This window comes from Mycobacterium sp. KBS0706, from assembly GCF_005938675.2.
Classification (GTDB): Bacteria; Pseudomonadota; Alphaproteobacteria; order DSM-16000; family Inquilinaceae; genus Inquilinus.
In genome coordinates this window covers 14480-39038 of the sequence record NZ_VCCH02000064.1, presented here as the reverse complement: position 1 = coordinate 39038, position 24559 = coordinate 14480, and the positions used below count along the sequence as shown (strand labels likewise).

25 protein-coding genes are annotated in these 24559 nt (G+C 70.9%); 7 read left to right on the top strand and 18 right to left on the bottom strand.

Annotation, left to right across the window (positions count from 1 at the left end; genetic code table 11):
- The first annotated feature begins 52 nt into the window (after positions 1-52).
- Together FFK22_RS28325 and FFK22_RS28320 are read left to right on the top strand one after the other, a co-directional pair.
- Positions 53-943, top strand: a complete 891-nt coding sequence (locus tag FFK22_RS28325; RefSeq protein ID WP_221938925.1) for a hypothetical protein — start codon at positions 53-55, stop codon at positions 941-943.
- Positions 940-1617, top strand: coding sequence for a DUF2459 domain-containing protein (locus FFK22_RS28320; RefSeq protein ID WP_138888451.1), 678 nt, complete (start codon positions 940-942; stop codon positions 1615-1617). The genes FFK22_RS28325 and FFK22_RS28320 overlap by 4 nt, the downstream gene beginning before the upstream one ends.
- Before the next feature lie 3 nt (positions 1618-1620).
- Here the strand turns inward: FFK22_RS28320 and FFK22_RS28315 are convergent, their stop codons facing one another.
- A complete protein-coding gene (locus FFK22_RS28315; protein ID WP_138888450.1) occupies positions 1621-2124 on the bottom strand; it encodes a hypothetical protein in 504 nt (167 codons plus the stop codon).
- 90 nt (positions 2125-2214) lie between these two features.
- Positions 2215-2607, bottom strand: a complete 393-nt coding sequence (crcB, locus tag FFK22_RS28310; protein ID WP_221938924.1) for a fluoride efflux transporter CrcB — start codon at positions 2605-2607, stop codon at positions 2215-2217.
- A 138-nt stretch (positions 2608-2745) separates the two neighbouring features.
- Here crcB and FFK22_RS28305 point away from each other — a divergent pair, with 138 nt between their 5' ends.
- The 4 genes from FFK22_RS28305 to FFK22_RS28290 all read left to right on the top strand — a co-directional run bounded on the left by FFK22_RS28305 (position 2746) and on the right by FFK22_RS28290 (position 5238).
- Positions 2746-3729: an RluA family pseudouridine synthase gene (locus FFK22_RS28305; RefSeq protein ID WP_221938923.1), complete on the top strand. Its 984-nt coding sequence runs from the start codon at positions 2746-2748 to the stop codon at positions 3727-3729.
- Positions 3730-3740: 11 nt separating this feature from the next.
- Positions 3741-4283 carry an NAD-dependent epimerase/dehydratase family protein gene (locus FFK22_RS28300; protein ID WP_138888447.1) on the top strand — a complete coding sequence of 181 codons (543 nt, stop codon included), beginning with the start codon at positions 3741-3743 and terminating at the stop codon, positions 4281-4283.
- A 2-nt stretch (positions 4284-4285) separates the two neighbouring features.
- Positions 4286-4846 carry a nucleotidyltransferase family protein gene (locus FFK22_RS28295; RefSeq protein WP_138888446.1) on the top strand — a complete coding sequence of 187 codons (561 nt, stop codon included), beginning with the start codon at positions 4286-4288 and terminating at the stop codon, positions 4844-4846.
- 62 nt (positions 4847-4908) lie between these two features.
- Complete coding sequence (locus FFK22_RS28290) at positions 4909-5238, top strand: antibiotic biosynthesis monooxygenase (RefSeq protein ID WP_138888445.1); 330 nt, start codon at positions 4909-4911, stop codon at positions 5236-5238.
- 7 nt (positions 5239-5245) lie between these two features.
- Here the strand turns inward: FFK22_RS28290 and FFK22_RS28285 are convergent, their stop codons facing one another.
- The 11 genes from FFK22_RS28285 to FFK22_RS28235 form a co-directional block, all read right to left on the bottom strand.
- Complete coding sequence (locus tag FFK22_RS28285; RefSeq protein WP_138888444.1) at positions 5246-5599, bottom strand: DUF190 domain-containing protein; 354 nt, start codon at positions 5597-5599, stop codon at positions 5246-5248.
- Between the two features lie 55 nt (positions 5600-5654).
- Positions 5655-6170 carry an SRPBCC family protein gene (locus FFK22_RS28280; protein ID WP_138888443.1) on the bottom strand — a complete coding sequence of 172 codons (516 nt, stop codon included), beginning with the start codon at positions 6168-6170 and terminating at the stop codon, positions 5655-5657.
- Positions 6167-6496: a helix-turn-helix transcriptional regulator gene (locus tag FFK22_RS28275; protein WP_138888442.1), complete on the bottom strand. Its 330-nt coding sequence runs from the start codon at positions 6494-6496 to the stop codon at positions 6167-6169. Before FFK22_RS28275 ends, FFK22_RS28280 begins: the two co-directional genes overlap by 4 nt.
- 46 nt (positions 6497-6542) lie before the next feature.
- Entirely contained in the window at positions 6543-7160 is a 618-nt protein-coding gene (locus FFK22_RS28270; protein WP_138888441.1) for a LysE family translocator, read from the bottom strand.
- Positions 7161-7411: 251 nt separating this feature from the next.
- The gene (locus tag FFK22_RS28265) at positions 7412-8647 is read right to left on the bottom strand and encodes a nitrate/nitrite transporter (RefSeq protein ID WP_138888440.1); all 1236 of its coding nucleotides are present in this window, start codon (positions 8645-8647) and stop codon (positions 7412-7414) included.
- 217 nt (positions 8648-8864) lie between these two features.
- Positions 8865-9254 (bottom strand): VOC family protein, encoded by a 390-nt coding sequence (locus FFK22_RS28260; protein ID WP_138888439.1) that lies wholly within the window; start codon positions 9252-9254, stop codon positions 8865-8867.
- Positions 9255-9300: 46 nt separating this feature from the next.
- On the bottom strand, positions 9301-10311 hold the full coding sequence (locus FFK22_RS28255) for an ABC transporter permease (protein WP_138888438.1): 1011 nt from the start codon (positions 10309-10311) through the stop codon (positions 9301-9303).
- Between the two features lie 32 nt (positions 10312-10343).
- The gene (locus FFK22_RS28250) at positions 10344-11852 is read right to left on the bottom strand and encodes a sugar ABC transporter ATP-binding protein (RefSeq protein WP_138888437.1); all 1509 of its coding nucleotides are present in this window, start codon (positions 11850-11852) and stop codon (positions 10344-10346) included.
- Between the two features lie 114 nt (positions 11853-11966).
- Positions 11967-12917 (bottom strand): sugar-binding protein, encoded by a 951-nt coding sequence (locus FFK22_RS28245; RefSeq protein WP_138888436.1) that lies wholly within the window; start codon positions 12915-12917, stop codon positions 11967-11969.
- A 133-nt stretch (positions 12918-13050) separates the two neighbouring features.
- Positions 13051-13476 (bottom strand): Cu(I)-responsive transcriptional regulator, encoded by a 426-nt coding sequence (cueR, locus tag FFK22_RS28240; protein ID WP_138888435.1) that lies wholly within the window; start codon positions 13474-13476, stop codon positions 13051-13053.
- A complete protein-coding gene (locus tag FFK22_RS28235; protein ID WP_138888434.1) occupies positions 13473-15971 on the bottom strand; it encodes a heavy metal translocating P-type ATPase in 2499 nt (832 codons plus the stop codon). Before FFK22_RS28235 ends, cueR begins: the two co-directional genes overlap by 4 nt.
- 158 nt (positions 15972-16129) lie before the next feature.
- On the opposite strand from FFK22_RS28235, the gene FFK22_RS28230 reads away from it, so the two are divergent.
- Positions 16130-16339 carry a heavy-metal-associated domain-containing protein gene (locus FFK22_RS28230; RefSeq protein WP_221938921.1) on the top strand — a complete coding sequence of 70 codons (210 nt, stop codon included), beginning with the start codon at positions 16130-16132 and terminating at the stop codon, positions 16337-16339.
- A 155-nt stretch (positions 16340-16494) separates the two neighbouring features.
- On the opposite strand, the gene FFK22_RS28225 is transcribed toward FFK22_RS28230, so the two are convergent.
- The 5 genes from FFK22_RS28225 to nirB all read right to left on the bottom strand — a co-directional run bounded on the left by FFK22_RS28225 (position 16495) and on the right by nirB (position 24550).
- Positions 16495-17937, bottom strand: a complete 1443-nt coding sequence (locus FFK22_RS28225) for an alpha/beta fold hydrolase (protein WP_186002696.1) — start codon at positions 17935-17937, stop codon at positions 16495-16497.
- 75 nt (positions 17938-18012) lie between these two features.
- A complete protein-coding gene (locus FFK22_RS28220; RefSeq protein ID WP_306770183.1) occupies positions 18013-19083 on the bottom strand; it encodes a bifunctional precorrin-2 dehydrogenase/sirohydrochlorin ferrochelatase in 1071 nt (356 codons plus the stop codon).
- A 4-nt stretch (positions 19084-19087) separates the two neighbouring features.
- Complete coding sequence (locus FFK22_RS28215) at positions 19088-21745, bottom strand: nitrate reductase (RefSeq protein ID WP_143956883.1); 2658 nt, start codon at positions 21743-21745, stop codon at positions 19088-19090.
- Complete coding sequence (nirD, locus tag FFK22_RS28210; RefSeq protein WP_138888429.1) at positions 21738-22079, bottom strand: nitrite reductase small subunit NirD; 342 nt, start codon at positions 22077-22079, stop codon at positions 21738-21740. Before nirD ends, FFK22_RS28215 begins: the two co-directional genes overlap by 8 nt.
- A gap of 5 nt (positions 22080-22084) precedes the next feature.
- Positions 22085-24550, bottom strand: a complete 2466-nt coding sequence (gene nirB / locus FFK22_RS28205; protein WP_138888428.1) for a nitrite reductase large subunit NirB — start codon at positions 24548-24550, stop codon at positions 22085-22087.
- Between the last annotated feature and the right edge of the window lie 9 nt (positions 24551-24559).

The window sequence follows — 24559 nt, the reverse complement described above, 5'->3', positions numbered from 1 at the left end:
CGGCCATGCCGCCCTGCCAGGGTCGCCGTGACGGCATCGGCAGAGGGCATGGGTGACATCAGGCGAACAGACCATCCCCGCTGCCTTCGACCGCTTCGTCGCCATCGACTGGTCCGGCGCGCTTGGCGCCTATGACGGCATCGCCGTGGCCGAGTGCCGGGCCGGTGCCGAGGGGCCAGTGCTGCTGCCGCCGCCCTCCGGCCGGCGCTGGACCCGGACCGCCGTCGCCGGATGGCTCGAGGCCCAGGCCGACGGCGGTGGCCGGATTCTGGCCGGGATCGATTGCGCCTTCTCGCTGCCCTTCGCCGTCGCCGCCGGCTATCTGCCGCCTGGCGGCGACGCTCGGGCGCTGTGGGCGCTGGTCGACCGGGTCGCGGCCGAAGTGCCGGATTTTCATGGCGCCGGGTTCGCCCGCCATTCCGACTATATCGCCGATTTCTGGCATCGCGGGCCGCGCCCGGTCGGCTGGGTCGAGCCGCACCGCGCCGCCGAGCTGGCCTGCCGCCGCGACCGGCTGGGCGCGCCGGACAGCCCGTTCAAGCAGTTCGGGCCGAAGACGGTCGGGCCCGGTGCGCTGGCCGGGATGCGGGTGCTGCATCATCTGCGCAGCCGGCTCGACGGCCGGCTGGCGGTGTGGCCATTCGAGACGCCGGCCGCGCAGCCGCTGGTGCTGGTCGAGATCTTCCCGCGCCTGTTCTGGCGCCGCTCCGGCCGCACCCTCAGCGCCAAGGTGCGCGACCGCGTCGAGCTCGACGCGGCGCTGGCGCGGCTCGGCAGCGGGCCGGCCCTGGCGCCCGATCCACTGACCGACCACGCCACCGACGCGCTGGTGGCCGCGGCCGGGCTGCGGGCGCTGGCGTCGGACCCTGCTGTCTGGTCGCCGCCGGGGCTCGACGGCCTCACCGCCCGGACCGAGGGCTGGATCTTCGGAGTGCGCGGATGAAGGCGCTGCGCTTGGCGCTAGCCATCGTCGCGGCGCTGGCGGCTGGGCTGCTCGGCCTCGCCGTGCTCTATGTCGGCGTCGCTTTGGCACTGGCCCTGGTGCCGCTCAATGGCCGGGCCCAGGCCACCAGCGATCCGCCGGCCTATGTCTGCGCCACCCTGACCCACACCGACATCGTGCTGCCGGCTCGGGACGAACTGGTCGACTGGACCGCGGTGTTCCCGGATTCGGTTCTCGTCGCCTTCGTGCCGAACCTGCACGTCGCTTTCGGCTGGGGCGACCTGACCTTCTACCGCGAGACGCCCAGCTGGGCCGATCTCCGCTTCCGCACCGCGATAGCGGCGCTGTTCGGCGGCGGCCCCAGTGCCCTGCACGTCGCCTATGTGCTGGACCCAGCGGGCGTGCCGGGCTGCACCAGGCTGGCGCTGGACCGCGAGGGGCGGGAAGCGCTGATCGGCTTCATCCGCGCCACCGCAGCGCTGGATCCTGCCGGCCGCGGCGTACTTGCAGCGCCGCCGGGGACCGGAACCCACGAGGCCTTCTATGTGGCGCGCGGCACCTATCGCCCCTGGCGCACCTGCAATGTCTGGACCGTGGAGGCGCTGCGGACCGCCGGGGCGCCGACCGCGCTGTGGGCGCCGTTCAGCTTCGGGGTGATGTGGCCGCTGGTGTAGAGCCTATTTCCGCTGCCGGCGCTTCTGCGGCTCCGGCTTCTTCGGGATAAACCCCTCCGCGTCGCCGTCCACCACCTTGTCGGCGTAGGAGACGGCGCGGCCCTGATAGGGCCCCTGGGCCTCCGAGATGAACTGGATCACGCTGCCGAGCTCATAGAGCCTGGCGCAGCGGTCCTCGCCCTCGCGGAAGCTCAGGCACAGCTCGTCCCTGTCATCCGGCACGTGCCAGCGGCCGCGGAAGGTGGTGCGCCGGTCGCGGTACCACAGCTGCCCGTCCGGGGCGAAGTATTCGGTCCAGGCGTCGCCGGCCTTGGCGGTGTTGGTGTCGACCGAGAAGGTGCCGTAGACGGTCTTGTCGCTCAGTCGCTCGACCAGCGCCATGCGCGGGATCGGCTTGGCGCCGTGGGCCAGCAGCTGCTCGGCGGTCGGGTCCGGCGGCAGCGGCTTCGGTGCACAACCCGCCAGCACCCCCAGCACCATGATTCCCGCCACGATCCCGAGCCTCATCGCCTGTTCTCCCCGTCCCTGAGCCGACTCGATCCCCTTAGGCTATGACAATATCCCTTTATGCACGGATGGCGGGAAAAACCTCCGCCGTCAGACTCCCTTCAGCGCCGTCCCGGCCGCGGCGACGCCGAGCCAGACCGCCAGGAGACATAGTACCACCGACAGCACCACATTGGCCCCGGCCCGGGCCCACTCGCCGTCCTGCATCAGCGCCAGGGTCTGCAGGCTGAAGGAGGAGAAGGTGGTGTAGCCGCCGCACAGCCCGACCATGACGAAGATCCGCACCTCCGGGCTGACCAGGAAGCGGCCGTCCGGCCCGGTCAGGCCGCCGAACAGGCCGATGACGAAGGAGCCCAGGATGTTGATGACCAGTGTGCCCCAGGGAAAGGTCTCGCCGACGCGCTCGGCGACGAAGCCGGAGCACCAGTACCGCGCCATGCCGCCCAGCGCGCTGCCGGCCGCGACCCACAGATAAGCCCCCACGCGACGATCCCCTCCTCGGGTCCCTCGTGCTACACAACGCCGATGAGCCGAATGCCAGCCCCGCCGAAGACCCCTCATCCTGCCCCGAAGCCTGCGGCGGACGCCACCCCGCGAACCGGAGACCCAGCGCCGCGCGCCGTGCAGACCGTCACGGTGTCGCAGGACGACGGCGAGCTGCGGCTCGACCGCTGGTTCCGCCAGCGCTTCCCGGGCCTGACCCATGGCAGGCTGGAGAAGTTGCTGCGCACCGGCCAGGTCCGCGTCGACGGCAAGCGCGCCAAGGCGGCGCAGCGGCTCGAGCCCGGCCAGGCCATCCGCATCCCGCCGCTCGACGAGGCCGCGGCCCAGGCGCCGGTGCCGCGTGCGCCGATGCCGCTGAAGGCGGAGAAGGCGGAAGGGCTGGCGGCGGAGCTGAAGCGCGCCATTCTCCTGATCGACGACGATGTGATCGTGCTGAACAAGCCGTCCGGCCTGGCGACGCAGGGCGGCGGCAAGGTCAAGGCGCATGTCGACGGGCTGCTCGACCATCTGCAGTTCGACGCCAGGGAGCGGCCGCGGCTGATCCACCGGCTTGACCAGGAAACCTCGGGGGTGCTGCTGATCGGCCGCACCGCCAAGGCGACCCGGCGGCTGAGTGAGGCGTTCCGCGAGCGCGCCACGCGCAAGGAATACTGGGCGGTGACGGTCGGCGTGCCGCATCCGCATCAGGGCCGCATCGACCTGGCCCTGGCGCGGTCGCCGAACAATGTCGGCCGGGTGGTCGAGGACGATGACGAGGAGGGCCAGCGGGCGGTCACCGACTACTCGGTGGTCGAGGCCGCGGTCCGGCACGCCGCCTTCGTCGCCATGTGGCCGGTCACCGGCCGCACCCATCAGCTGCGCCTGCACATGGCGGCGCTGAACACGCCGATCCTGGGCGATGGCAAGTACGGCGCCGGCAAGGCCGCGATCGCCGGGGCCGAGCTGCCGCGCCAGCTGCATCTGCACGCCCGCCGGCTGGTGCTGCCGCACCCGGCGCGCGGCACCATCGACGTCACCGCGCCGTTGCCGCCGCACATGACGACCACCTTCCGCTATTTCGACTTCGACACCAGGGCGAAGCCGGAGGGGCCGGAAGACTAAGCAGGCGGGTCGTGGCGCTGATCATCACCGGATCCGAGGGCACTATCGGGCGGCGGCTGCGGCCGGCCTTTCCGGGGTGCATCGGCATCGATCGGGCCCCGGGGGCGGAGATTCGCGCCGACCTGTCAACGGTCGACTATGGCGACCCGGCGATCGCCGCGGCCCTGCGGGACGCGGAAGCGCTGATCCATCTGGCGACCTCGGCGGATCCCGATGCGCCGGAGGCGGTGCATTGGCAGGCTGTGATTGACGCCGCCCGGCTGTTCGCGGCCTGTGCGGCGCTGGGCGTCGGGCGGGTCATCGTCGCCTCGTCGGACTGGGCCGCACCGAAGAACGGCGCCGCGATCAACAGCTACGGCCGATCCAAGCTGGCGCTGGAAAGCCTGGCGGCGATGTATGCGGCGGCGCCGCGCTCGGCCCGCATCATCCGCGTCGGCTGGGTGCCGCATGATCCGGCGGCGCTGGCCACTGCGCCGGACTGGCTGCGGCGGAACCATTGGGACGACGACCGGCTGATCGAGGAGTTCCGGCGAGCCATGTCGGTCGAGGTGTAGCCATGCCGATCTCCGCCGATGCCGTCATCGCTCAGGCGATGGAGAATCCGGTGAACGCCGCGCTGATGCAGCTTCTGCCGCGGCTCGGGCTGCAGCAGTGCTTCCTGACCGCCGGCTGCCTGTTCCAGGCGGTGTGGAACCGGCGCTCCGGCCAGCCGCCGGAGACGTCGGTCAAGGACTACGACGTCTTCTATTTCGACGACGGCGACCTGTCCTGGGAGGCGGAGGATGCGGTGATCCGCGAGGCCGCCGCCTTGTGCGCGGATCTCGGCGCGGCGGTCGAGGTCAAGAACCAGGCCCGGGTGCATCTCTGGTACCGGAAGCGGTTCGGCAGCGACTATCCACAGCTGCGCTCGGCCACCGAAGGCATCGACCGCTATCTTGTGCAATGCACCTGCATCGGCATCGAGGTGGCGACGGGCCGGCTCTATGCCCCGAACGGGCTCGAGGATATGGTCGACGGCATCCTTCGGCCCAACCCGCTGAATCCGTCGCCCGAGCTGTTCCGGGCCAAGTCGGAGGGGTACCGGGTGCGCTGGCCCTGGCTGACGATCGCCGAATAGCCGGTGGAACCGCCGCGCCGGACCGGCAGTCGATGGGGAGAGACATCGAAGGGGAGACGCCGATGACCGAGACCCCGCGCATCGCCCGCATCTGGCGCGGCCGCACCCGGCCCGAGCGGGCCGACGAATACGAGGCCTACAATTACGAGGCCGGCATCAAGCCGCTGATCGAGAAGGCGCTGGGCGTCCAGACCTTCCGCGAGGACCGCGACACCCATTCCGAGTTCATGACGATCTCCTACTGGGAGAGCATCGAGGCGATGGCGCGGTTCACCGGCAGTGACCCGACCCGGATCCATCATCTGGACCGGGACGCGGAGTTCCTGATCGAGCTGCCGAAGGAAGTGCAGGTGCTGCGGCTTCTGACCAGCCACGGCCGGACCAGCATATAGTCAGTGCTCAGGCGCCGGGCGGCTCGGTCCGGGCGGTGCCGTATTGCAGCACCTGCACCTTCTCCAGCGTCACCAGCCCGCTCGACATCATGTTGTCGAGCACCAATAGGAAGGCGTCGATCTTCGGCTCCGCGTCGACGATCTCGATGATCAGCGGCAGGTCCTCCGACAGCCGCAGGATCTTGGCGGTGTGCAGGCGGCTGGAATGGCCGAAGCCCATCGGGCCGCGCAGCACCGTGGCGCCGCCCAGCCCGGCCTCGCGCGCCTTCAGCACGATCGCCTCGTAGAGCGGGCGGCCGTCATGGCGGTCGTTCTCACCGATGAAGATGCGCAGCAGGATCGCGTTCCGCGGCAACTGCATGGCCGGTCCTCGGGTGCCGGCCCAGCATACGCCGATCCGCCGCCGGAGTCCGGTATCAGCCCGCGCGCCCGGACCAGCGGCCGCCATAGCCCGGCTGCACCTCGGCGTAGCGCTGCGTCCAGACCGGCAGGGGCGCGTCGCCCAGCAGCGCCTCGAGCCGGTCGAGATAAGTGTGGGTGCCGGGAATGAAGCCGTCGGCGTTGCGCTGCGACAGCCGGCTGTGGCTGAAGCGCAGCAGCGTGCCGTCGCCATCCGCCTCCAGCTCGTAGCGCACCACGGTCTCGCCGATGATCGACTGGTGCCATTCATGCTCCAGCAGCCGCGGCGGGTCCCAGGCCAGGATGCGGCCGGCGATGCTGCGGTGCTGCGCCGGCGCCGGTGGGCCCTCGGCCACGGTCTCGATCCGGCCGCCCAGGCGCGGGTCGATCATGGTCGGGCCGAGCCAGCGGCCGCGCTGCTCCGGGTCGGTGAGCGCCGCCCAGACGGATTCGATCGGATAGGGCAGGCGGCGCTCGAACCGGATCGTCGCGGTCTCGCCGTCGCGGATGATGGTGCCGGCGCGGCTGGTCATGGCTGGTCGTCCTGCTTGCGCGGCGCGGTGGCGGCGAGGTGCCGCTCCAGCGCATCGAGGTGATCGGCCCAATGGTGGCGGAAGCGCTGCAGCCAGGCGTCCAGCTCGGCCAGCCGGTCCGGCTTCAGCGCGTAGATCCGCTGCTGCGCCGCCGCCCGCGCCTCGACCAGCCCGGCCTCGCGCAGCACCCGAAGATGGCGCGAGACCGCCGGCTGGGTCAGGGTCGGGAAGGCGGCGACGATCTCGCCTGCCTGCCGCGCTTGGTCGGCAAGCATGGCGAGGATCGCCCGGCGGTGCGGCTCCGCCACCACTTCGAACACGTCCATGGCGATATATGATCCATGGATTATATAATCGTCAACGGATATACGATCACTTGCCGCGAGCGAGGGCCAGACCGATGCCGGCGCCGACCAGCAGGCTGCCGCTGATCCTCTGCCGCAGCCGGCCGTGGCGGGCCAGCAGGGGACGGGCGCGGCCGGCCAGCAGCGCCCAGCTGCCGTCCACCGTCACCGCCAGCAGCAGGAACACCGCCGACAGCAGCGCCACCTGGGCGCCGGCCGGCCGCGCCGGGTCGACGAACTGCGGGAAGAAGGCGCCGTAGAACAGCAGCGTCTTCGGGTTGGTCAGCGACACCAGCACGGCGCGGCCATAGATCGCGCCGGCGGATTTCGGCTGCGCCGCGATCCGGGTCAGGTCGGCCGGCGGCGCCCGCCAATGGGCGATGCCGAGCCAGACCAGATAGGCGACGCCGATCCAGCGCAGCGTCTCGAACCAGCCGCCGGCGGTGCCCAGCGCCTCGGCCATGCCGAGGGCGGTGAGGCCGAGCTGCAGCACCATGGCCGAGCTGGTGCCGAGCACGGTCAAGAGGCCGGTGCGCGGTCCCCAGGCGACGCTGTTGGCGACGATCAGGGCGACGTTCGGCCCCGGGATCAGCATGACCAGGGTGACGGTGGCAATGAAGGCGAGGAGGAGGTGCGGGTCGATCATCGGGCTCTCCGAAGGCAGGAAGGGCCGGCGAGGATCAAAGAAAAACCCCGCCGGATAGGCGGGGCGTCATGCGTCGGGCCGTCAGCCGCCGGTCAGGAAGACCGCAGCTTCGCCCCAGGCGCGCAAGCGACAGCGACCGCCGGATGACGGCGGTGTTGTTGCAGGCGAAGGGAGACGGCTCGAAGCATGGCGGCAAGATAGGGGGCGGGCTCGCCGCGGTCAATCGGCGCGAAATCCTACCCCTGGCGCCCTCAGGCCGATGCGCCGGCGCGGGCCGGGGTGGTGAGGCGAATGGTGCGATGCATCCAGCACAGCGAGACGGCGACGACGAAAAACAGCAGCAGGAAGCAGCTCGACCACAGGCCGGTCACGTCCTTCAGGACCCCGAAGGCGACGGGCAGGACGAAGCCGCCCAGCCCGCCGACCATGCCGACCACCCCGCCGACGGCCCCGATGCTGTCGGGGTAGTAGGCGGCGATGTGCTTGAAGACGGCGGCCTTGCCGAGGCTCATGACGAAGCCGAGCACGAAGACGGCGAGGACGAAGACGATCGGGCCGATCGCAAAGGGCGGTGTCGCCGGCAGGGCCAGGATCAGCGTCGCCACGGCGGAGACCATGAACACCAGATACATGACGGTCCGGGCGCCGATCCGGTCCGACAGGACGCCGCCATAGGCGCGGAAGATGCCGCCGGGGATCGAATAGGCGGTCGCGAGCATGCCGGCGGTCTCGAGCTCGAAGCCGTAGGCCCCGACGAGATAGCGCGGCAGCCATAGCGACAGGGCGACGAACCCGCCGAAGGCGAAGAAATAGTAGAGCGAGAAGCGCCAGACCCGCGGATCCTTCAGCGGGGCGAATTCCTGCAGGAAGGGCTTCGGCGCGCGTCCGTGGAGCTTGCGCCTGCGGTATTCCGGGTCGTCGCCGGTCGTGAACCAGAACATGACGGCCATGACGGCGAGGGCCAGGGCCCAGATTTCCGCCACCGCCTGCCAGCCCCAGGCCAGGAGGACGAACGGGGCCAGGAACTTCGTCACCGCCGCGCCGACATTGCCGGCGCCGAAGATGCCGAGCGCCGTGCCCTGCCGTTCCGGCGGGAAGAAGGGCGACACATAGGCGACGCCCACGGCGAAGGACCCGCCGGCGAGGCCGACGCCGAGGCCCGCGATCAACATCTCCGGATAGGTGGTGGCGCGGGACAGCAGGAACGTCGCCGCGGCCGCCGACAGCATCGTCGCGGTGTAGACGAGCCTGCCGCCGTACCGGCCGGTCCAGATGCCCAGCAGGATGCGGCTGAGCGATCCGCTCAGCACCGGCAGGCCGATGAGGAGGCCGAATTCGGCTTCGCTCAGGCCGAGCTCCTGCTTGATGCGGATGCCGATGATCGCGAACAGCGTCCAGACCGCGAAGCACAGGGTGAAGGCCACGGTCGAGATCCACAGCGCCCGATTGGCGGTGGAGGTCGGGTGCGGTTGACTGATGTCGGCCATGGGTCCTCCGGGACGCGATACTGGATGGGCCTTCGCGGCCGGATCGCGTCCCGCAGGAATCGTGCCAAGCTGCCGGTCGCCGGGACAGCACAGGCGTTCGCAGGACAAAGCCGCCCTGGAGGGCGGCCTTGTCCCGTCGGATCGCTCAAGAACCGTTCACGCGATTATCGACGCTGCCCAATTCCGGGGCAGCGCGGATGGTGGCAGGCCGCGGCCTTCAGTCGGGCTGGGGGGCCGAGGTCATCCAGCCGACGACGGCGCCGGTCGGGTCGCGGACGATGGCGATGCGGCCGACGCCGGGCACGTCGAAGATGTCGCGCATCAGGGCGCCGCCGGCCTGCTGCGCCGCCGCGGCGCGGGCATCGACGTCGTCGACCTCGATATAGGCGAACCAGTGCGGCGGCACCTGGTCCATGCCGGGGACGGGTCGGATGTCGAAGATGCCGCCCACCATCCGGTCGCCGATCTTGGCGACGATGTAGTCGCCGCCGGCCGCCATCGGCATGGTGTCGAAGGTCCAGCCCAGGGTCTTGCCGTAGAACTGACGGGCAGCATCGGGGTCGCGGGTGTTCAGCTCGTTCCAGACGAAGGTGCCGTGCTCGGGCATCGTTGCCTCCCATTGGGCGGCGAGGCGCCGCCGTTCGGGCAGGGTATCACGGTTTTGGTGACGATCCTGCGACCGCCGGCGCCGCGCCGGCCGCGGCCGGCACGGCGCGGGCCTGGCGGGCGGCGCGCAGCTTCTGCAGATGCTGGTCGGCCAGCACGCCGATCAGGATCACCGTGCCCATCACCGCGAAGTTGAGCGAGGAGGGGATGCCGAGCAGGTTGACCAGGTTCTGCAGCACCTGCAGCAGCACGGTGCCGAGGATGATGCCGAGGATCGAGCCTTCGCCGCCGCGCAGCGAGCAGCCGCCCAGCACCGCTGCGGCGATGGCGTAGAGCTCGTAGAAATTGCCGTGCGCCGAAGGCTGGATCGAGTTGGTGTAGAAGGCCAGGAACACGGCCGCGAGGCCGGCCAGCAGCCCGCAGATGACATAGGCCGAGGCGATCACGGCGCGGGTGCTGATGCCGGAGTAACGCGCCGCCTCCTCGTTCTTGCCGACGGCGAAGAGGTAGCGGCCGAACACCGAGCGGTGCAGCACCACCCACATCACCAGCGCCACCACGACCATGGTGAGGAAGCTGTTTGGCATGCCGAAGCTGCGGCCGGTGGCGAAGTTCGCCAGCGTGTCGAAATCGCCGCCATAGCCGAAGCCGACGGTGGCGTCGTCGGTGTAGTAGCGGGCCACGCCGCGATAGATCAGCAGGGCGCAGAGGGTGACGACGAAGGGCTGGATGCCGACCCGGGCCACCAGGAAGCCGTGGATGGCCCCGAACACGCCGCCCATGGCGATGGCGGCGGCCAGGGCCAGCGGCCAGGACCAGCCCCAGTTCACCACCATGTCAACGAAGACGACGCCGATCAGCGCGAACATCGATCCGACCGACAGCTCGATGCCGGCGGTGATGATCACCAGCCCCTGGCCGATCGAGAACAGCCCGTACAAGCCGACCAGATTGGCCATGTTGAACAGGTTCACCGCCGAGATGAAGCGCGGCTGCAGCAGCGCCACGATGCAGCCGATCACCAGGATCAGGACCGCCAGCCCCAGTTCCTTCCTCATCGTCCCTGACGTCCTCCCGGACTTTCTCTCGGCTATGCCGCCAGCGGCCGGCCGACGGCCAGCTGCATCACATTGGGTTCGCTGAACTGGTCACGACCGAGAATGCCGCTGATCCGGCCTTCATGCATCACCGCAATCCGGTCGCTGACGCCGATCACCTCCTCCATGTCGCTGGAGATCATCAGGATCGGCACGCCGCGGTCGGCCAGATTGCGCATCAGCTGGTAGATCTCGGACTTGGCGCCGACATCGATGCCGCGCGTCGGCTCGTCGAAAATCAGGAAGCGCGGCTGCAGCGCCAGCCATTTCGCCAGCACGATCTTCTGCTGGTTGCCGCCGGACAGCTTCAGGGCAGTGGTGGCGACCGACGGAGTGCGGATGCGCAGCTTCTCGCGCTGGGCCTCGGCCTGCTTCGCCTCGCCGCGGCCGTCGATCAGCCAGCGTTTGGCGACGTGCCTGAGGCCGGGCAGGGTGACGTTCTGGGCGATGGTCATGTCCAGCACCAGGCCGCTGCGCTTGCGGTCCTCCGGCACCAGGAACAGGCCCTGGGCGATGGCCGCGCGGGGCGTGCCGATGGTCAGCGCCGTGCCGTCCAGCCGGACCTCGCCGGCCAGCATCCGGTCGATGCCGAAGACGGCGCGCGCCAGCTCGGTGCGGCCGGAGCCGACCAGCCCGGCCAAGCCCAGGATCTCGCCGCGGCCGACCGACAGCGTCACCTCGTGCCCGGGATAGGCGGTGGTGCGCACGCCGCGGATCTCGACCGCGTCCAGCTGGGCCGTGACGGCGGGCGGGATGTACAGCGCCCGCAGGTCGCGCCCGACCATCATCCGCACCATCCGGTCGTGATGGATCTCGTCGCGGTCCAGCGCTCCGACCAGCCGGCCGTCGCGCAGGCAGACCACGCGGTCGGCGCAGGCCTCGATCTCGCCCAGGCGATGGGTGATGAAGATGATCGCCACCCCGGCCGCCTTCAGCTCGCCGATGACGCGCAGCAGCGTCTGGGTCTCGGCGATGGTCAGGCTCGAGGTCGGCTCGTCCATGATGATGATGCGGGCGTCGAGCGACAGCGCCTTGGCGATCTCCACCATCTGCTGCTGGGCGATCGACAGCTCGGCCAGCGGCGTGGCCGGCCCGAAATCGACGCCGAGCCGGTCGAGCAGCCTTTGCGTGTCGGCGTGCAGCCGGGCCGTGTCGACCAGCTTCAGCGGGCCGAAGCGCCGCGGCTCGCGCCCGATGAAGACATTGGCGGCGACGTCGAGATTGTCGAAGAGGTTCAACTCCTGATGCACGAAGGCGATGCCGGCGGCGATCGCCTCCGGCACCGTCAGGGCCGCATGCGGGGTGCCGTCGACGGTGACGGTGCCCGTGGTCGGGGCCTCGACCCCGCCCAGGATCTTCATCAGCGTCGACTTGCCGGCCCCGTTCTCGCCGATCAGCCCGACCACCTCGCCGCGCCGCACGGTCAGGCTCACATCCTTCAGCGCCTGCACGCCGGGATAGGTCTTGGAGATCCCCTCCATGGCGAGGACGGCATCGGTCATGCTCGGAAGTCCGCCTGCGCTGGTCGCGAAAACCCCCTCCCCCTGACCCCCTCCCGCGAGGGGAGGGGGGACAAGGAAGGAGATTGCCGGAGCCGATGGCTCATGCTGCCGGTGCTACTTGCCCAGCAGTTCCTTCATCTGCTTCTGGAAGTCGGCGACGTTGCTCTTATCGATCAGCCGGGTCGGGATGATCTTCAGGTGGTCCGCCGGGATGAAGGACTTGTCGCCCTCGATGTACTGGGCCAGCAGCTTCACCGTCTGGTAGCCGAACTCGTAGGGCTGCTGCACCACCGTGCCCTCGATCACGCCCTCCTGCACGCCGCGCAGGGTGACCGGATCCTCGTCGAAGCCGACGACCTTGATCTGGCCCAGCTTCCCGGCCGCCTTCATGGCGTCGTAGATGATCGGCGTGTTGTAAGAGTACAGGCCGACCAGCATCGCCAGGTCGTCATACTTGGTCAGCGTGTCCTCGACATTGCGCTTGGCCTTGGCGAAGTCGATGTCGTCGGTGCGGACGTCGACGATCTCGATCTTGGTGCCGGCGATCGCCTTCTTGATGCCGTCGACGCGCTCACGGGCATTGGCGTTGCCCAGGGTGCCGACGAACAGCATGATCTTGCCGCCGTCCGGCAGGGTCTTCTTGATCAGCTCGCCCGCCTGCACGCCGGCTGCGACGTTGTCGGTGCCGATATACAGCAGCCGCTCGCTCTTCGGCGCGTCGCTGTCGAAGGTGAACAGCGGCACCTGGCCGGCGGCCTTGTTCAGCAGCGCCGTGGAGTTGTCCGGATCGACCGGGCTGATGCCGATGCCGGCGACGCCGCGGGCCAGCATGTCCTCGACGATCTGGCGCTGCTCTGCGGCGCTGGACTGGCCGGGGATCTTGAACTCGACGCTGTAGCCCTTCAGCTCGGACACCGCCTTGTCGGTGCCCTTGTGGGCGATGGTCCAGAAATCGGACGAGCCGTTGACGACGAAGGCGATGGTCTTGTCGGCAGCATTGGCCGGGCCGATGGCGAGAACCGACGCGACGGCCGCGGCGAGACCCGCGAGAATCAAGCGCTTCATAGGGTTCCTCCCGTTTTCCGAGCCCGCTCTCCGGCGGGGTCGGTCAACATTGCTATTATAATCAGACAATTTGGATCACAACGCCCGGAACCGGTCAAGCCGGCGCGCGACAACCGGCCGTCGAGGCCGGCGTTCAGGCGGGTCGGGCCCGTCGGGCCGGCTTCGCGGGCGGCTCGAGCGCCAGGTCGTCGAGGATCGGGCAGTCGGGCCGGTCGTCGCCATGGCAGCAGGCCGAGAGGTGCCGCAGCGTGGCGATCATCTGCTTCAGCCCTGCGACCTTCTGCTCCAGTTGGGCGACATGGCCGAGCGCGATCCGCTTCACATCGGCGCTCGACCGGTCGCGGTCCTGCCATAGCGCGAGCAAGCCGGCGATCTGCTCGACCGAGAAGCCGAGGTCGCGGGACCTGCGGATGAAGCGCAGCGTGTGCACGTCGTCGTCGCTGTAGACCCGATAGCCGGATTCGGTGCGCACCACCGACCGAGTCAGCCCGACCGATTCGTAGTACCGGATCATCTTGGCGGAGACGCCGGAGGCGGTGGCGGCCTGGCCGATGTTCATGGCAGGGGCTCCCCGGATAAGGGCGCGCGGAAGCGGCGCAGGCGCAAGGCATTGGCGAGGACGAAGACGCTCGACAACGCCATCGCCCCGGCCGCCAGGATCGGCGACAGCAGCCAGCCCTCGGCCGGGTACAGGGCACCGGCGGCGACCGGGATCAGCGCCGCGTTATAGGCGAAGGCCCAGAACAGGTTCTGCCGGATGTTGCGGATCGTCGCTTGCGACAGGGCGATGGCGTTGGCCACGCCGTGCAGGTCGCCCGACATCAGCACCAGGTCGGCGCTCTCGATGGCGATGTCCGTGCCGGTGCCGATGGCAATGCCGACATCGGCGGCGGCCAGGGCCGGCGCGTCGTTGATGCCGTCGCCGACGAAGGCCACCCGCCGGCCACCGGCGCCCAGCCGCTTCACCGCCTCGACCTTGCCCTCCGGCAGCACCTCGGCCGCGACCTCGTCGATGCCCAGGCGCCGGGCGATCGCCTCCGCCGTGCCGCGATTGTCGCCGGTGACCATCGCCACCTTGAGGCCCAGCGCGCTGAGGGCTCGGATCGCCTCCGTCGTCGACGGCTTGATCGGATCCGACACGGCGATGATCGCGGCCAGGCGGCCGTCGACCGCGGCGTAGAGCGGCGACTTGCCGTCCTCGCCCAGCCGGGCGGCCGCCGCGGCAAAGGCCGACGGATCATGGCCCAGCGACCGCATGTAGCGGTCGGCGCCGACCGCGACCTGGCGGCCCTCGATCGCTGCCGCCACGCCGTGGCCGGGCACCGCCTCGAACGCCTCGGCTGCCGGCAGGGCCAGGCCGCGCGCGCTGGCGGCGGCGACGATCGCCTCCGCGATCGGATGCTCCGAACGCGCCTCGACCGCAGCCACCAGCCGCAGCACGTCGTCGTGGTCGAAGCCGTCCAGCGTGTCGAAATCGGTCAGCTCGGGCCGCCCCTGGGTCAGCGTGCCGGTCTTGTCGAGCGCGATCACCCGGGCGTCGCGCAGGGTCTGCAGCGCGTCGCCCCTGCGGAACAGCACGCCCAGCTCGGCGGCGCGGCCGGTGCCGACCATGATCGAGGTCGGCGTCGCCAGCCCCATGGCGCAGGGGCAGGCGATGATCAGCACCGCCACGGCGTTGACCAGGGCGAAGGCGGGGTCGGGCCCGAAGGCCAGCCAGGCCAGGAAGGTCGCGGCCGCCACCGCCATCACTGCCGGCACGAACCAGGCAGTGACCCTGTCGACCAGCGCCTGGATCGGCAGCTTGGCGCCCTGCGCCTGCTCGACCATGCGGATGATCTGGGCCAGCACGGTCTCGCCGCCCACCCGGGTGGCGCGGAAGGAGAAGCTGCCGGTCTTGTTGATGGTGCCGCCGACCACCTCGGCGCCGACGCCCTTGGCCACCGGCACCGGCTCGCCGGTGATCATTGCCTCGTCGACGAAGGACGAGCCCTCGACCACCTCGCCGTCGACCGGCACCCGCTCGCCCGGCCGCACCAGCACGATATCGCCGGCCCGCACCTCCTCCAGCGCCAGGTCCAGCGTCTTGCCGTCGCGGACCACCCGCGCGGTCTTGGGCTGCAGCCCGACCAGGCGGCGGATCGCCTCCGACGTCCGTCCCTTGGCGCGCGCCTCCAGGTACCGGCCCAGCAGGATCAGCGTCGTGATCACCGCCGCGGCCTCGTAATAGACATTGGCCGTGCCGGCGGGCAGCGCGCCCGGCAGGAAGGTCGCCACCACGGAGTAGCCCCAGGCCGCGGCGGTGCCCAGCGCGACCAGAGAGTTCATGTCCGGCGCGGCGCGCAGCAGCGCCGGAACGCCCTTGCGGAAGAAGCGCAGCCCCGGGCCGAACATCACCGCGCTGGCCAGGACGAACTGGATGATCCAGCTCTGCCGCATGCCGATCGTCGCCATCACCAGGTCGTGGATGGCGGGGACCAGATGCGTGCCCATCTCCAGCACGAAGACCGGCAGGGACAGCACGGCCGCCACGGCCAGGCTGCGGCCCAGCGCCGCCGTCTCCGCGGCGCGGGCGTCGCGCTCGCGGTCGCCGGCATCCTCGGCGCCGATGCGCCGGGCCTGGTATCCGGCGTCGCGCACCGCCTGCTCCAGCGCCGCCGGCGGCACGGCGCCGCGGGCGAAGCGGACCGTGCCGCGCTCGGTGGCCAGGTTGACGGCGGCCTCGGTCACGCCGGGCACGGCTCGCAGCTTCCTCTCCACGCGGGCGACGCAGGAGGCGCAGGTCATGCCCTGGATCGCCAGCACGACCGTGTCCTCCGGCACGGCATAGCCGGCGCTCTCGATCGACTTCACCACCGCCGGGATGTCCGGCGCGGCGGTGAATGACACATCGGCCCGCTCGGTGGCGAGGTTGACGTTCGCCGCGGCGACGCCGGGCGTCTTCGCGATCGACTGCTCGACCCGTCGCACGCAGGACGCGCAGGTCATGCCCTCGATGGCGAGCTGCACGGAGTTCCTGGCACTGGAGTTCAACGTCTGCACGGTTCCGATTCCCATCTCGCAACAGCGGATGTGGGGAGAGATGGACCTTCCCACAATGGGAAGGTCAAGGGGTGGTTCGACGGGATCGATCGGGCGGCAAAAACCCGCTTGACCTTCCCACGGTGGGAAGCCCGACAGTGCCCTGGTCCATGCGAAACAGGAGTCGAACCATCATGGGTGCAACGCTGTCCTTCCGGGTCGAGGACATGACCTGCGGCCATTGCGCCGGCACGATCAAGGGCGCAATCGAGGGCAGCATCCCCGGCGCCCGGGTCGAGGCCGATCCGGTGCGCAAGCTGGTCTCCGTCACCGGAGCCGACGACCAGGCCCGGGTCGCCGGGCTGATCAGCGAGGCGGGCTATACGCCGGAAGGGATCGGGTGAGCATTTTTTGCTGTCATCCTCGGACTTGACCCGAGGATCCAGGGGCTTTCAAGAGCCGCTCCCGGTGGCCCCTGGATTGCCGGGTCAAGCCCGGCAATGACAGAAAAGAGAAAACACCCTGAAGCAGCCAGTTGCTGATCGGCGCCGGCCGGCGCTTACCCATTCACCAGGAAGCGCAGCGGGTCGGGCGCCAGCTCGCAGGCATCGACTGGCTGGCGGTCCGGCGCGTCCAGGAACTTGCCCGTCAGGGTCTCGGCGCAGGGGTCGCTGCCGATCAGGCCGTGGCCCTGGTCCTGGCGCTCGACCAGGAAGCCGTTCGGCAGATGCGACGCGGTGGCGCGGGCCCAGGCCGGCGGCGTCACCGGGTCGAGCCCGCCGGACAGGATCAGGGCGGGGATGTCGCTGTCGACCGGCTGCGAGGCGAGGTCGTCCGCAGCGCCGGCCGGCCAGGCCGGGCAAGTCGATCCCGGCGCGTCCTTCAGGTCGCCGGCATCCGGCGCCAGGCATTCGGCCAGGTCATAGGCGCCGTTGGCGATGGTCGGGTCCAGGAGCCCGGTCAGCCACTGCTCCGCCGCCTCTTCATAGGCCTCGTCGCGGTCGGCATCGATGCCGGCGATCAGCGCCGGCAGGGTGGCGGCGTCGTCGCGGGAATAGAGGTCGTTGAACACCACCTCCGCCAGCAGGCCGCCGGTGAACATCAGCTCGGCCTGACCTTTGCCGTCCGGCCGTTCGACCGTCACCGTCGGCGGCTCGTCGTCCAGCCGCTCCAGCAGGGTGCGGTAGCGCCCTGCCAGGTCGGGATAGGCGGCGTTGCAACTGGTGTCGGCGGCGCAGTCGGCGAAGACGCGCTGCAGCGACCGGTCGCCGTCGGGGTCGTCCTCCTCCGACGCAGTGAACAGGCTTTCGCCGGGCGGGTAGACGCCGTCCAGGATGATTGCGGCGATGCCGTCGGGATAGCGCCGCACAGCCTCCAGCGCCAGCCGGGTGCCGTAGGACGACCCGAACAGCACCCATTTGTCGAAGCCGAGGGCGAGGCGAAGATCGGCGACGTCGCGGGCGCTGTCGGGCGTGGTGTAGCGGGTCAGGTCGTGGCCCTCGGCCTCCCAGCGGGTGCGACAGGCGCGGGCGGCCTCGATCGCGGCCGCATCGTTCCCGCCGTCGCCCTCCGGGCCGTTGCTGCGGATCTGGGCGTCGACCATTTCCGGGCAGCTCAGGTTCGGCTCCGACTTGCCCATGCCGCGCTGGTCGTACAGCACCAGCTTGCGCTTCTGCAGCCAGTCGTTGCGGGCGATCAGGTCCCACCAGCGGCCGATGCCGTCGGGGTCCAGCCCCGCCGCCCCGCCCGGGCCGCCCTCGAGATACAGCACCGGCGGCGCGTCGCCGAGCTTGTCGGGGGTGGACAGGATGGCGACCGCAAGGGTGACCGTGGCGCCGTCGGGCTTGTCCCGGTTCTCCGGCACGGTGACGGTGCCGCAGGTGGCGGCCCGTCCGTCCGGCACCACGAAGCTGCAGGCCCCGGCCTGGAATTCGGGCGCCGCCAGGGCCGGAGCGCCTCCGGCCAGGGTCAGGACTGCGATCAGGATCAGGCGGCGGGTCATCATCGGCATTCGCGGAGCAACAGCCGACCAAATTAAGCAAGCCGGCGAGACGGCGCCATGCGGCAAGAGCGTCGCCTACTCCGCGGCCAGCCTCGGCACGAGGCTTTGACTGTCCTCGGCGACCAGCTGCACCACCTGCAGGCCCCGGTCCAGCTCATGGCGCAGGGCGGCGGCCTCGGCCGGAGTCCGCACCAGGCCCCGGCGCGGCGCATCGCGGCGGGCGTGATCCAGCACGGCCGGGTCGACGCCGTCCTCAACCAGCAGCAGGTCGGCCCGGCGCAGCGCCGCCACCTGCCGCAATGTCAGGTCCTGCTCGCCACCCGGCCCGATCGTGATCCGGGTCAGCGCGCCGGCGGAGGGTCTCTCTGCCGCCACCTGGTCCAGCAGGTCGAGCGCCGCCACCCGGTCGGCCGCGCCGTCGCGATACAGCCGGCGCCAGAAGGCCAGGCGGCGGGAGGGATCGGTGATGCGGCGGATCTCGTCGCGCAGCATGCCGGACAGGGCGGCCAGGCGGCCGAGGCCCGGCGGGATCAGCGCCTCCAGCTCCTGCCGGATCAGCCCGGCCAAAGCGGGCGCGGCGCCGCCGGTCGAGACGGCGACCACCACCGGCGAGCGATCCAGGATCGCCGGCAGGATGAAATCGCAGAGCGCCGGCCGGTCGACGACGTTCAGCGGCACGCCCGCTGCCCGTGCCAGAGTGGCGCTGCGGGCGTTGGTGTCGGGTTCGCCCGAGGCGTCGATCACCAGGCAGGCCCCGGCCAGGTGGGCGGCGGTCAGCGGACCGGGGAGGATCTCGGCGCCGGCCGCGGTCTCGGCGAAAGCGGGATCGGCGCCGACCAACCGGACCGCGGCGCCGGCACGGCGCAGCAGCTCGAATTTCGGCACGGCTGCGTCGCTGCCGCCGACCAGGACGCAGAGCCGGCCGCGCACGGTCAGGAAGACGGGCAGGTGGGGGAGAGGGGCTTGGTCGTGCGTGACTGGAGGAGCCGGAGCCGCCCCCTCACCCGGAATCGCTTCGCGATTCCGACCTCTCCCCAAGGAGAGGTGAGTGGGCGCGCGGCTCTGTTTCCCTCTCCTCGGGGAGAGGGAGGGGCCCGACGCCGAAGGCGGCGGGAGGGTGAGGGGGCTGGCGCCGGCAGAATTCATCGGCTCAGCCTGCGGCAGGAAGGGCGGCATGGGCGACGATCTCCTTCAGCTCCGGTACGCAGGAGCCGCAATTGGTGCCGGCGCCGAGCAGCGCGCCGAGCTCCTTGACCCCGATGCCCTGGCCGTCTCGTAGGGTCCGCAGGATCCGCTCGAGCCCGACGCCGAGGCAGGCGCAGACGATACGGCCCTCGGCCGGGGCGCCGGCCGGGGCGCGGCCGGACAGCAGGGCGCGGCGGTCGGCATCGTCCAGCGCCGGCGTCTCGGCGGCGAAGCGGGCCAGAAGCCATTCCGGATCCGGCAGCTTGCCGGGCGGCGCGACGAACAGGCATTCGGCCAGGTTGCCGGACTCGAGCGTGGCGAGGCGGAACAGGCCGCGCTTGGCATCGGCGAACTCGATCACCTGCCGGTCCTTCCCCGGCGCCAGCAGCGACCGGCCGAGGATGATGCCGTCGGCCGGCGGCTCCGGTCCGCCCAGGGCGTAAATCTGGCAGCCGGCGGCGGCGCGGCGCGTCCAGTAGACCAGGCCGGTCGGCCGCATCCGCCGGCGCGAGACCAGGAACCCCTCCCAGCCCAGCGCCACCCGGTCGAGCGCCACCGGTATGTGCTTCAGCTCCGGCTGGCCGGAGACCGGGTCGACGGCGGGGCTGGCCAGCCTGCCGACGACGCAGTCGGTGGTGAAGCGGTCGTTCCAATGCATCGCCAGGAAGGCCTGGCCCGGCATCTGGTCCGGCGTGATCCGGGCCCGGGCCAGGGCACGGCCCCAGCCGCTTTTCAGCCGCACCAGGTCGCCCTCGGCCAAGCCGTGGCGGCGGGCGTCGTCGGGATGCAGCTCGACCGCCGGCTCCGGGCTGTTGGCGGCCAGCCGCGGCACCGCGCCGGTGCGGGTCATGGTGTGCCACTGGTCGCGCAGCCGGCCGGTGTTCAAGAGCATCGGCCGGTCGCGGTCCGGGCGATGGGCCGGCGGGCGGTGCCGCACCGGGACGAAGCGGGCGCGGCCGTCCGGCGTCGGGAAGCGGCCATCGGCGAACAGCCGCGCCGTGCCCAGCCGCCGGCCTTTCGGCACCGGCCACTGCACCGGCTCCAGCGTGTCGTAGGCCTCCCGGTCCAGCCCCGCGAGGGCGCCGATGTCGAAGGCGCGCTCGCCCTGGTTCTCGAAGGCGGAGAGGGCGGCGTGCTCGCGGAAGATCGCGGCCGGGTCCTGATAGGGGAAGGCATCGACGAAGCCCATGCGGCGGGCCGCCTGGGTGATGATCCACCAATCCGGCCGGGCCTGGCCGGGCAGGGGGCGGAAGCCGCGCTGGCGCGAGATCCGGCGCTCGGAATTGGTCACGGTGCCGTCCTTCTCGCTCCAGCCGGCGGCGGGCAGCAGCACATCGGCCAGCCGGGCGGTGTCGGTCTCGGCGGTGACGTCGGAGACGACGACGAGGTCGCAGCCGGCGAGGCCGCGGCGCAGCCGCTCCGCATCCGGCGCGCTGACCGCCGGGTTGGTCGCCATGATCCACAGCGCTTTGATCCGGCCCGCGGCGACGGCGTCGAACAGCTCCACCGCCTTCAACCCCGGCTGCTCGGCCAGGCGCGGCGCCCGCCAGAAGCGGCGGACCCGGTCGCGCGCCGCAGGATCCTCGAAGCCCATATGGGCGGCCAGCTGGTTGGCCAGGCCGCCGACCTCGCGCCCGCCCATGGCGTTGGGCTGGCCGGTAACCGAGAACGGCCCGGCGCCCGGCCGGCCGATCCGGCCGGTGGCGAGGTGGCAGTTGATGATGGCGTTGACCTTGTCGGTGCCCTGGGTCGACTGGTTCACGCCCTGCGAATAGATCGTCAGCGTCGCCGGGGTGTGGGCGAACCAGGCGTAGAAGCGCCCTATCGCCTCCTCCGGCAGGCGGCAGCCGCGGGCCACGGCGGCGATGTCCGGCGCGTCCTCGGCCGCGGCCAGCGCCGCCTCCTCCAAGCCCGAGGCATGGGCGGCGATCCAGCCACGATCCAGCATGCCCTCGTGGACCAGATGGGCGAGCAGGCCGTTGAACAGCAGCACGTCGGTGCCCGGGGCGATGGCCAAGTGCAGGTCGGCCTCGTCGCAGGTCGCGGTGCGGCGCGGGTCGATCACCACGATTCGGGTGCCCCGCTTCTCGCGCCCCGCCAGCAGCCGGCGATGCAGGATCGGGTGGCACCAGGCGGCGTTGGAGCCGACATAGATGGCGAGGTCCGCCTGCTCCCAATCCTCGTAGCAGCCCGGCACCACGTCGCCGCCGAAGGCGCGGCGGTGGCCGGCGACCGAGGAGGCCATGCACAGCCGGGAATTGGTGTCGATGTTGCCGGAGCCGATGAAGCCCTTCATCAGCTTGTTGGCGACGTAGTAGTCCTCGGTCAGCAACTGGCCGGAGACGTAGAAGGCGACGGAGTCCGGCCCGTGCTGTTCGATCGCTTCAGCGAAGCCGTTGGCGACGCGGTCCAGCGCCTGGTCCCAGCTTGCCGCCCTGCCGCCGATCATCGGGTCGAGCAGGCGCCCGTCCAGCCCCAGAGTCTCGCCCAGCGCCCCGCCCTTGGAGCACAGCCGGCCGAAATTCGCCGGGTGGATCGGGTCGCCCGCCACCCGCCCGTCCGGCGCCGCGGCGACGCCACAGCCGACGCCGCAATAGGGGCAGGTGGTGCGGATCTCAGCCATTGGCGACCAGCTGCGGCGACGGCAGGCCGAGGCGGATCCGGCCGGCCTGCAGCTCGACCGCGATGCGGTGGACGCAGCCCTCGTCCGGCCCCTCGACCGACCCGGTCTCCAGGCTGATCACCCAGGCGTGCAGCGGGCAGGTGACGCTGGTGCCGTGCACGATGCCCTGCGACAGCGGCCCACCCTTGTGCGGGCAGCGGTCGTAGAGCGCGAAGACCTGGTCGTCGGCGGTGCGGAACAGGGCGATGTCGCCCTCCGGGCTCTTCACCACCCGGGCGCCCAGCGGCGGGATGTCCTCGATCCCGCCGACATCGATCCATAGGGGCAGGGTCATGGTCGTCACTCCACCGCGGCCATGTGGCGGAACTCATGCGCCTCGGCGCCGGCCGCGCGCTCGGCCCAGGGGTCCTGTTGCGCGAATTGCTGCGAATGCAGGAAGCGGGCGTGCAGCCGCTTGCGCGAGTCCGCATCCTCGACCACCCGGCGCCTGACATGGTCCAGGCCGACCCGCTCGATCCAGGGCGCGGTGCGCTCGAGATAGTGCGATTCCTCGCGGTGCAGCTGCATGAAGGCGCCGCAATATTCCAGCACCTCGGCCTCGGTCTCGACCTTGCACAGGAAGTCGGTGCCGCGCAGCTTGATGCCGCCATTGCCGCCGACATGCAGCTCCCAGCCGCTGTCGACCGCGATCACGCCGAAATCCTTGATCGTCGCCTCGGCGCAGTTCCGCGGGCAGCCGGACACCGCCATCTTGAACTTGTGCGGCGTCCAGCTGCCCCAGCTCATCCGCTCCAGCGCGATGCCCATGGCGGTCGAATCCTGGGTGCCGAAGCGGCACCATTCCGACCCGACGCAGGTCTTCACCGTGCGCAGCGCCTTGCCGTAGGCGTGGCCGGAGACCATGCCGGCGGCGTTCAGGTCGCGCCACACCTCCGGCAGCTGCTCCTTCTTGACGCCCAGCAGGTCGATGCGCTGGCCGCCGGTCACTTTCACACTCGGGATCTGGTAGCGGTCGACCACGTCGGCGATGGCCCGCAGCTCCTTGGCGCTGGTGACGCCGCCCCACATCCGCGGCACCACCGAATAGGTGCCATCCTTCTGGATGTTGGCATGCGCCCGCTCGTTGATGAAGCGGGACTGCTGGTCGTCGCTGTACTCGCCCGGCCAGGCGCAGATCAGGTAGTAGTTCAGCGCCGGCCGGCACTTGGCGCAGCCATGCGGCGTACGCCAGCCCAGCTCCTGCATCACCGCCGGGATCGACCGCAGCTCCTGCGCCAGGATCAGCCGCCGCACCTCGTCATGGCCGAAATCGGTGCAGCCGCAGACCGCCTTGATCTTCGGCCCGCCCGCGTAGCCGTCGCCCAGCGTCACCGCCAGCAGGCTCTCGACCAGCCCGGTGCAGGAGCCGCAGGAGGACGAGGCCTTGGTGTGGGCCCGCACCGCGTCGAGGCTGGCCAGCCCCTTCTCGCCGATGGCCTGGACGATGGTGCCCTTGCAGACGCCGTTGCAGCCGCAGATCTCCGCCTCGGGCGGCAGGGCGGCAACGGCCTGCTTAGGGTCCGGCGCCGCACCTCCGGCGGCCGCCAGCGCCTGGCCGAAGATCAGCCCGTCGCGCATCGGCGCCACGTCCTGGCCCTCGCGCAGCATCTGGAAGAACCAAGCGCCGTCGGCGGTGTCGCCGTACAGGACGGCGCCGGCGATGCGGTTGCCCTTCAGGACCAGCCGCTTGTAGACGCCGCGGGCGGCATCGCGGAACACGATGTCCTCGCAATCCTCGCCGCCCTGGAAGTCGCCGGCCGAGAACACGTCGATGCCGGTGACCTTCAGCTTGGTCGAGGTGACCGAGCCGCGATACTCGCTCTCCGCCGTGCCGGCCAGCTGGTCGGCGCAGATCCGCGCCATCTCGTACAGCGGCGCCACCAGCCCGTAGGTCCGGCCCTGGTGCTGGACGCATTCGCCGACCGCCAGGATGCAGGGGTCGGAGGTGGTCATGCGGTCGTCGACCACGACGCCGCGCTCGACCGTCAGGCCGGCCTCGCGGGCCAGGGTGGTGGCCGGGCGGATGCCGACCGCCATCACCACCAGGTCGGCCGGGATCACCCGCCCGTCCTTCAGCCGCACCGCCTCGACCTTGCCGTCGCCTTCGATCGCGGCCGTGTCGGCCTCGGTCAGCACGGTCAGGCCGCGCTGCTCCAACTCACGCTGCAGCAGGTATGCGGCGGCGGGGTCGAGCTGCCGCTCCATCAGCACCGGCATCAGGTGCAGGACGGTGACCTCCATGCCGTTGGCGCGCAGGCCGTTGGCGGCTTCGAGGCCCAGGAGGCCGCCGCCGATCACCACGGCGCGGGTACGGCCCTCACGCGACGCCGCCAGCATCGCCTCGACATCGGCGATGTCGCGGAAGGTGACGACGCCGGGCAGGTTGCGGCCCGGCACCGGGATCACGATCGGGTCGGAGCCGGTGGCCAGCAGCAGCCGGTCGTAGCGGCAGCGGCTGCCGTCGGCGCCGATCACCTCGCGCGCCTCGCGGTCGATCGCCGCCACCCGCACCCCGGCGCGCAGGTCGATGCCGTTGGCGTCGTACCAGGCGCGGTCGTTGATGACGATGTCGTCGAACCGCTTCTCGCCGGCCAGCACCGGCGACAGCATGATGCGGTTGTAGTTCACCTGCGGCTCGGCGCCGAACACGGTGACGGCGTAGCGGCCGGGCGCGCGGGCCAGCAGCTCCTCCACCGCCCGCATCCCGGCCATGCCGTTGCCGACCACCACCAGCCGCTCCTGCGGCCCCCAGCTTCCTTCAGGCATTGCTTCCCT

Coding starts and splice junctions, on each gene's coding strand:
- FFK22_RS28320 (WP_138888451.1), top strand. CDS start 940: ATGAAGGCGCTGCGCTTGGCGCTAGCCATCGTCGCGGCGCTGGCGGCT.
- FFK22_RS28315 (WP_138888450.1), bottom strand. CDS start 2,124: ATGAGGCTCGGGATCGTGGCGGGAATCATGGTGCTGGGGGTGCTGGCG.
- FFK22_RS28295 (WP_138888446.1), top strand. CDS start 4,286: ATGCCGATCTCCGCCGATGCCGTCATCGCTCAGGCGATGGAGAATCCG.
- FFK22_RS28290 (WP_138888445.1), top strand. CDS start 4,909: ATGACCGAGACCCCGCGCATCGCCCGCATCTGGCGCGGCCGCACCCGG.
- FFK22_RS28285 (WP_138888444.1), bottom strand. CDS start 5,599: ATGCAGTTGCCGCGGAACGCGATCCTGCTGCGCATCTTCATCGGTGAG.
- FFK22_RS28280 (WP_138888443.1), bottom strand. CDS start 6,170: ATGACCAGCCGCGCCGGCACCATCATCCGCGACGGCGAGACCGCGACG.
- FFK22_RS28275 (WP_138888442.1), bottom strand. CDS start 6,496: ATGGACGTGTTCGAAGTGGTGGCGGAGCCGCACCGCCGGGCGATCCTC.
- FFK22_RS28270 (WP_138888441.1), bottom strand. CDS start 7,160: ATGATCGACCCGCACCTCCTCCTCGCCTTCATTGCCACCGTCACCCTG.
- FFK22_RS28265 (WP_138888440.1), bottom strand. CDS start 8,647: ATGGCCGACATCAGTCAACCGCACCCGACCTCCACCGCCAATCGGGCG.
- FFK22_RS28260 (WP_138888439.1), bottom strand. CDS start 9,254: ATGCCCGAGCACGGCACCTTCGTCTGGAACGAGCTGAACACCCGCGAC.
- FFK22_RS28255 (WP_138888438.1), bottom strand. CDS start 10,311: ATGAGGAAGGAACTGGGGCTGGCGGTCCTGATCCTGGTGATCGGCTGC.
- FFK22_RS28250 (WP_138888437.1), bottom strand. CDS start 11,852: ATGACCGATGCCGTCCTCGCCATGGAGGGGATCTCCAAGACCTATCCC.
- FFK22_RS28245 (WP_138888436.1), bottom strand. CDS start 12,917: ATGAAGCGCTTGATTCTCGCGGGTCTCGCCGCGGCCGTCGCGTCGGTT.
- cueR (WP_138888435.1), bottom strand. CDS start 13,476: ATGAACATCGGCCAGGCCGCCACCGCCTCCGGCGTCTCCGCCAAGATG.
- FFK22_RS28235 (WP_138888434.1), bottom strand. CDS start 15,971: ATGGGAATCGGAACCGTGCAGACGTTGAACTCCAGTGCCAGGAACTCC.
- FFK22_RS28230 (WP_221938921.1), top strand. CDS start 16,130: ATGGGTGCAACGCTGTCCTTCCGGGTCGAGGACATGACCTGCGGCCAT.
- FFK22_RS28225 (WP_186002696.1), bottom strand. CDS start 17,937: ATGACCCGCCGCCTGATCCTGATCGCAGTCCTGACCCTGGCCGGAGGC.
- FFK22_RS28220 (WP_306770183.1), bottom strand. CDS start 19,083: ATGAATTCTGCCGGCGCCAGCCCCCTCACCCTCCCGCCGCCTTCGGCG.
- FFK22_RS28215 (WP_143956883.1), bottom strand. CDS start 21,745: ATGGCTGAGATCCGCACCACCTGCCCCTATTGCGGCGTCGGCTGTGGC.
- nirD (WP_138888429.1), bottom strand. CDS start 22,079: ATGACCCTGCCCCTATGGATCGATGTCGGCGGGATCGAGGACATCCCG.
- nirB (WP_138888428.1), bottom strand. CDS start 24,550: ATGCCTGAAGGAAGCTGGGGGCCGCAGGAGCGGCTGGTGGTGGTCGGC.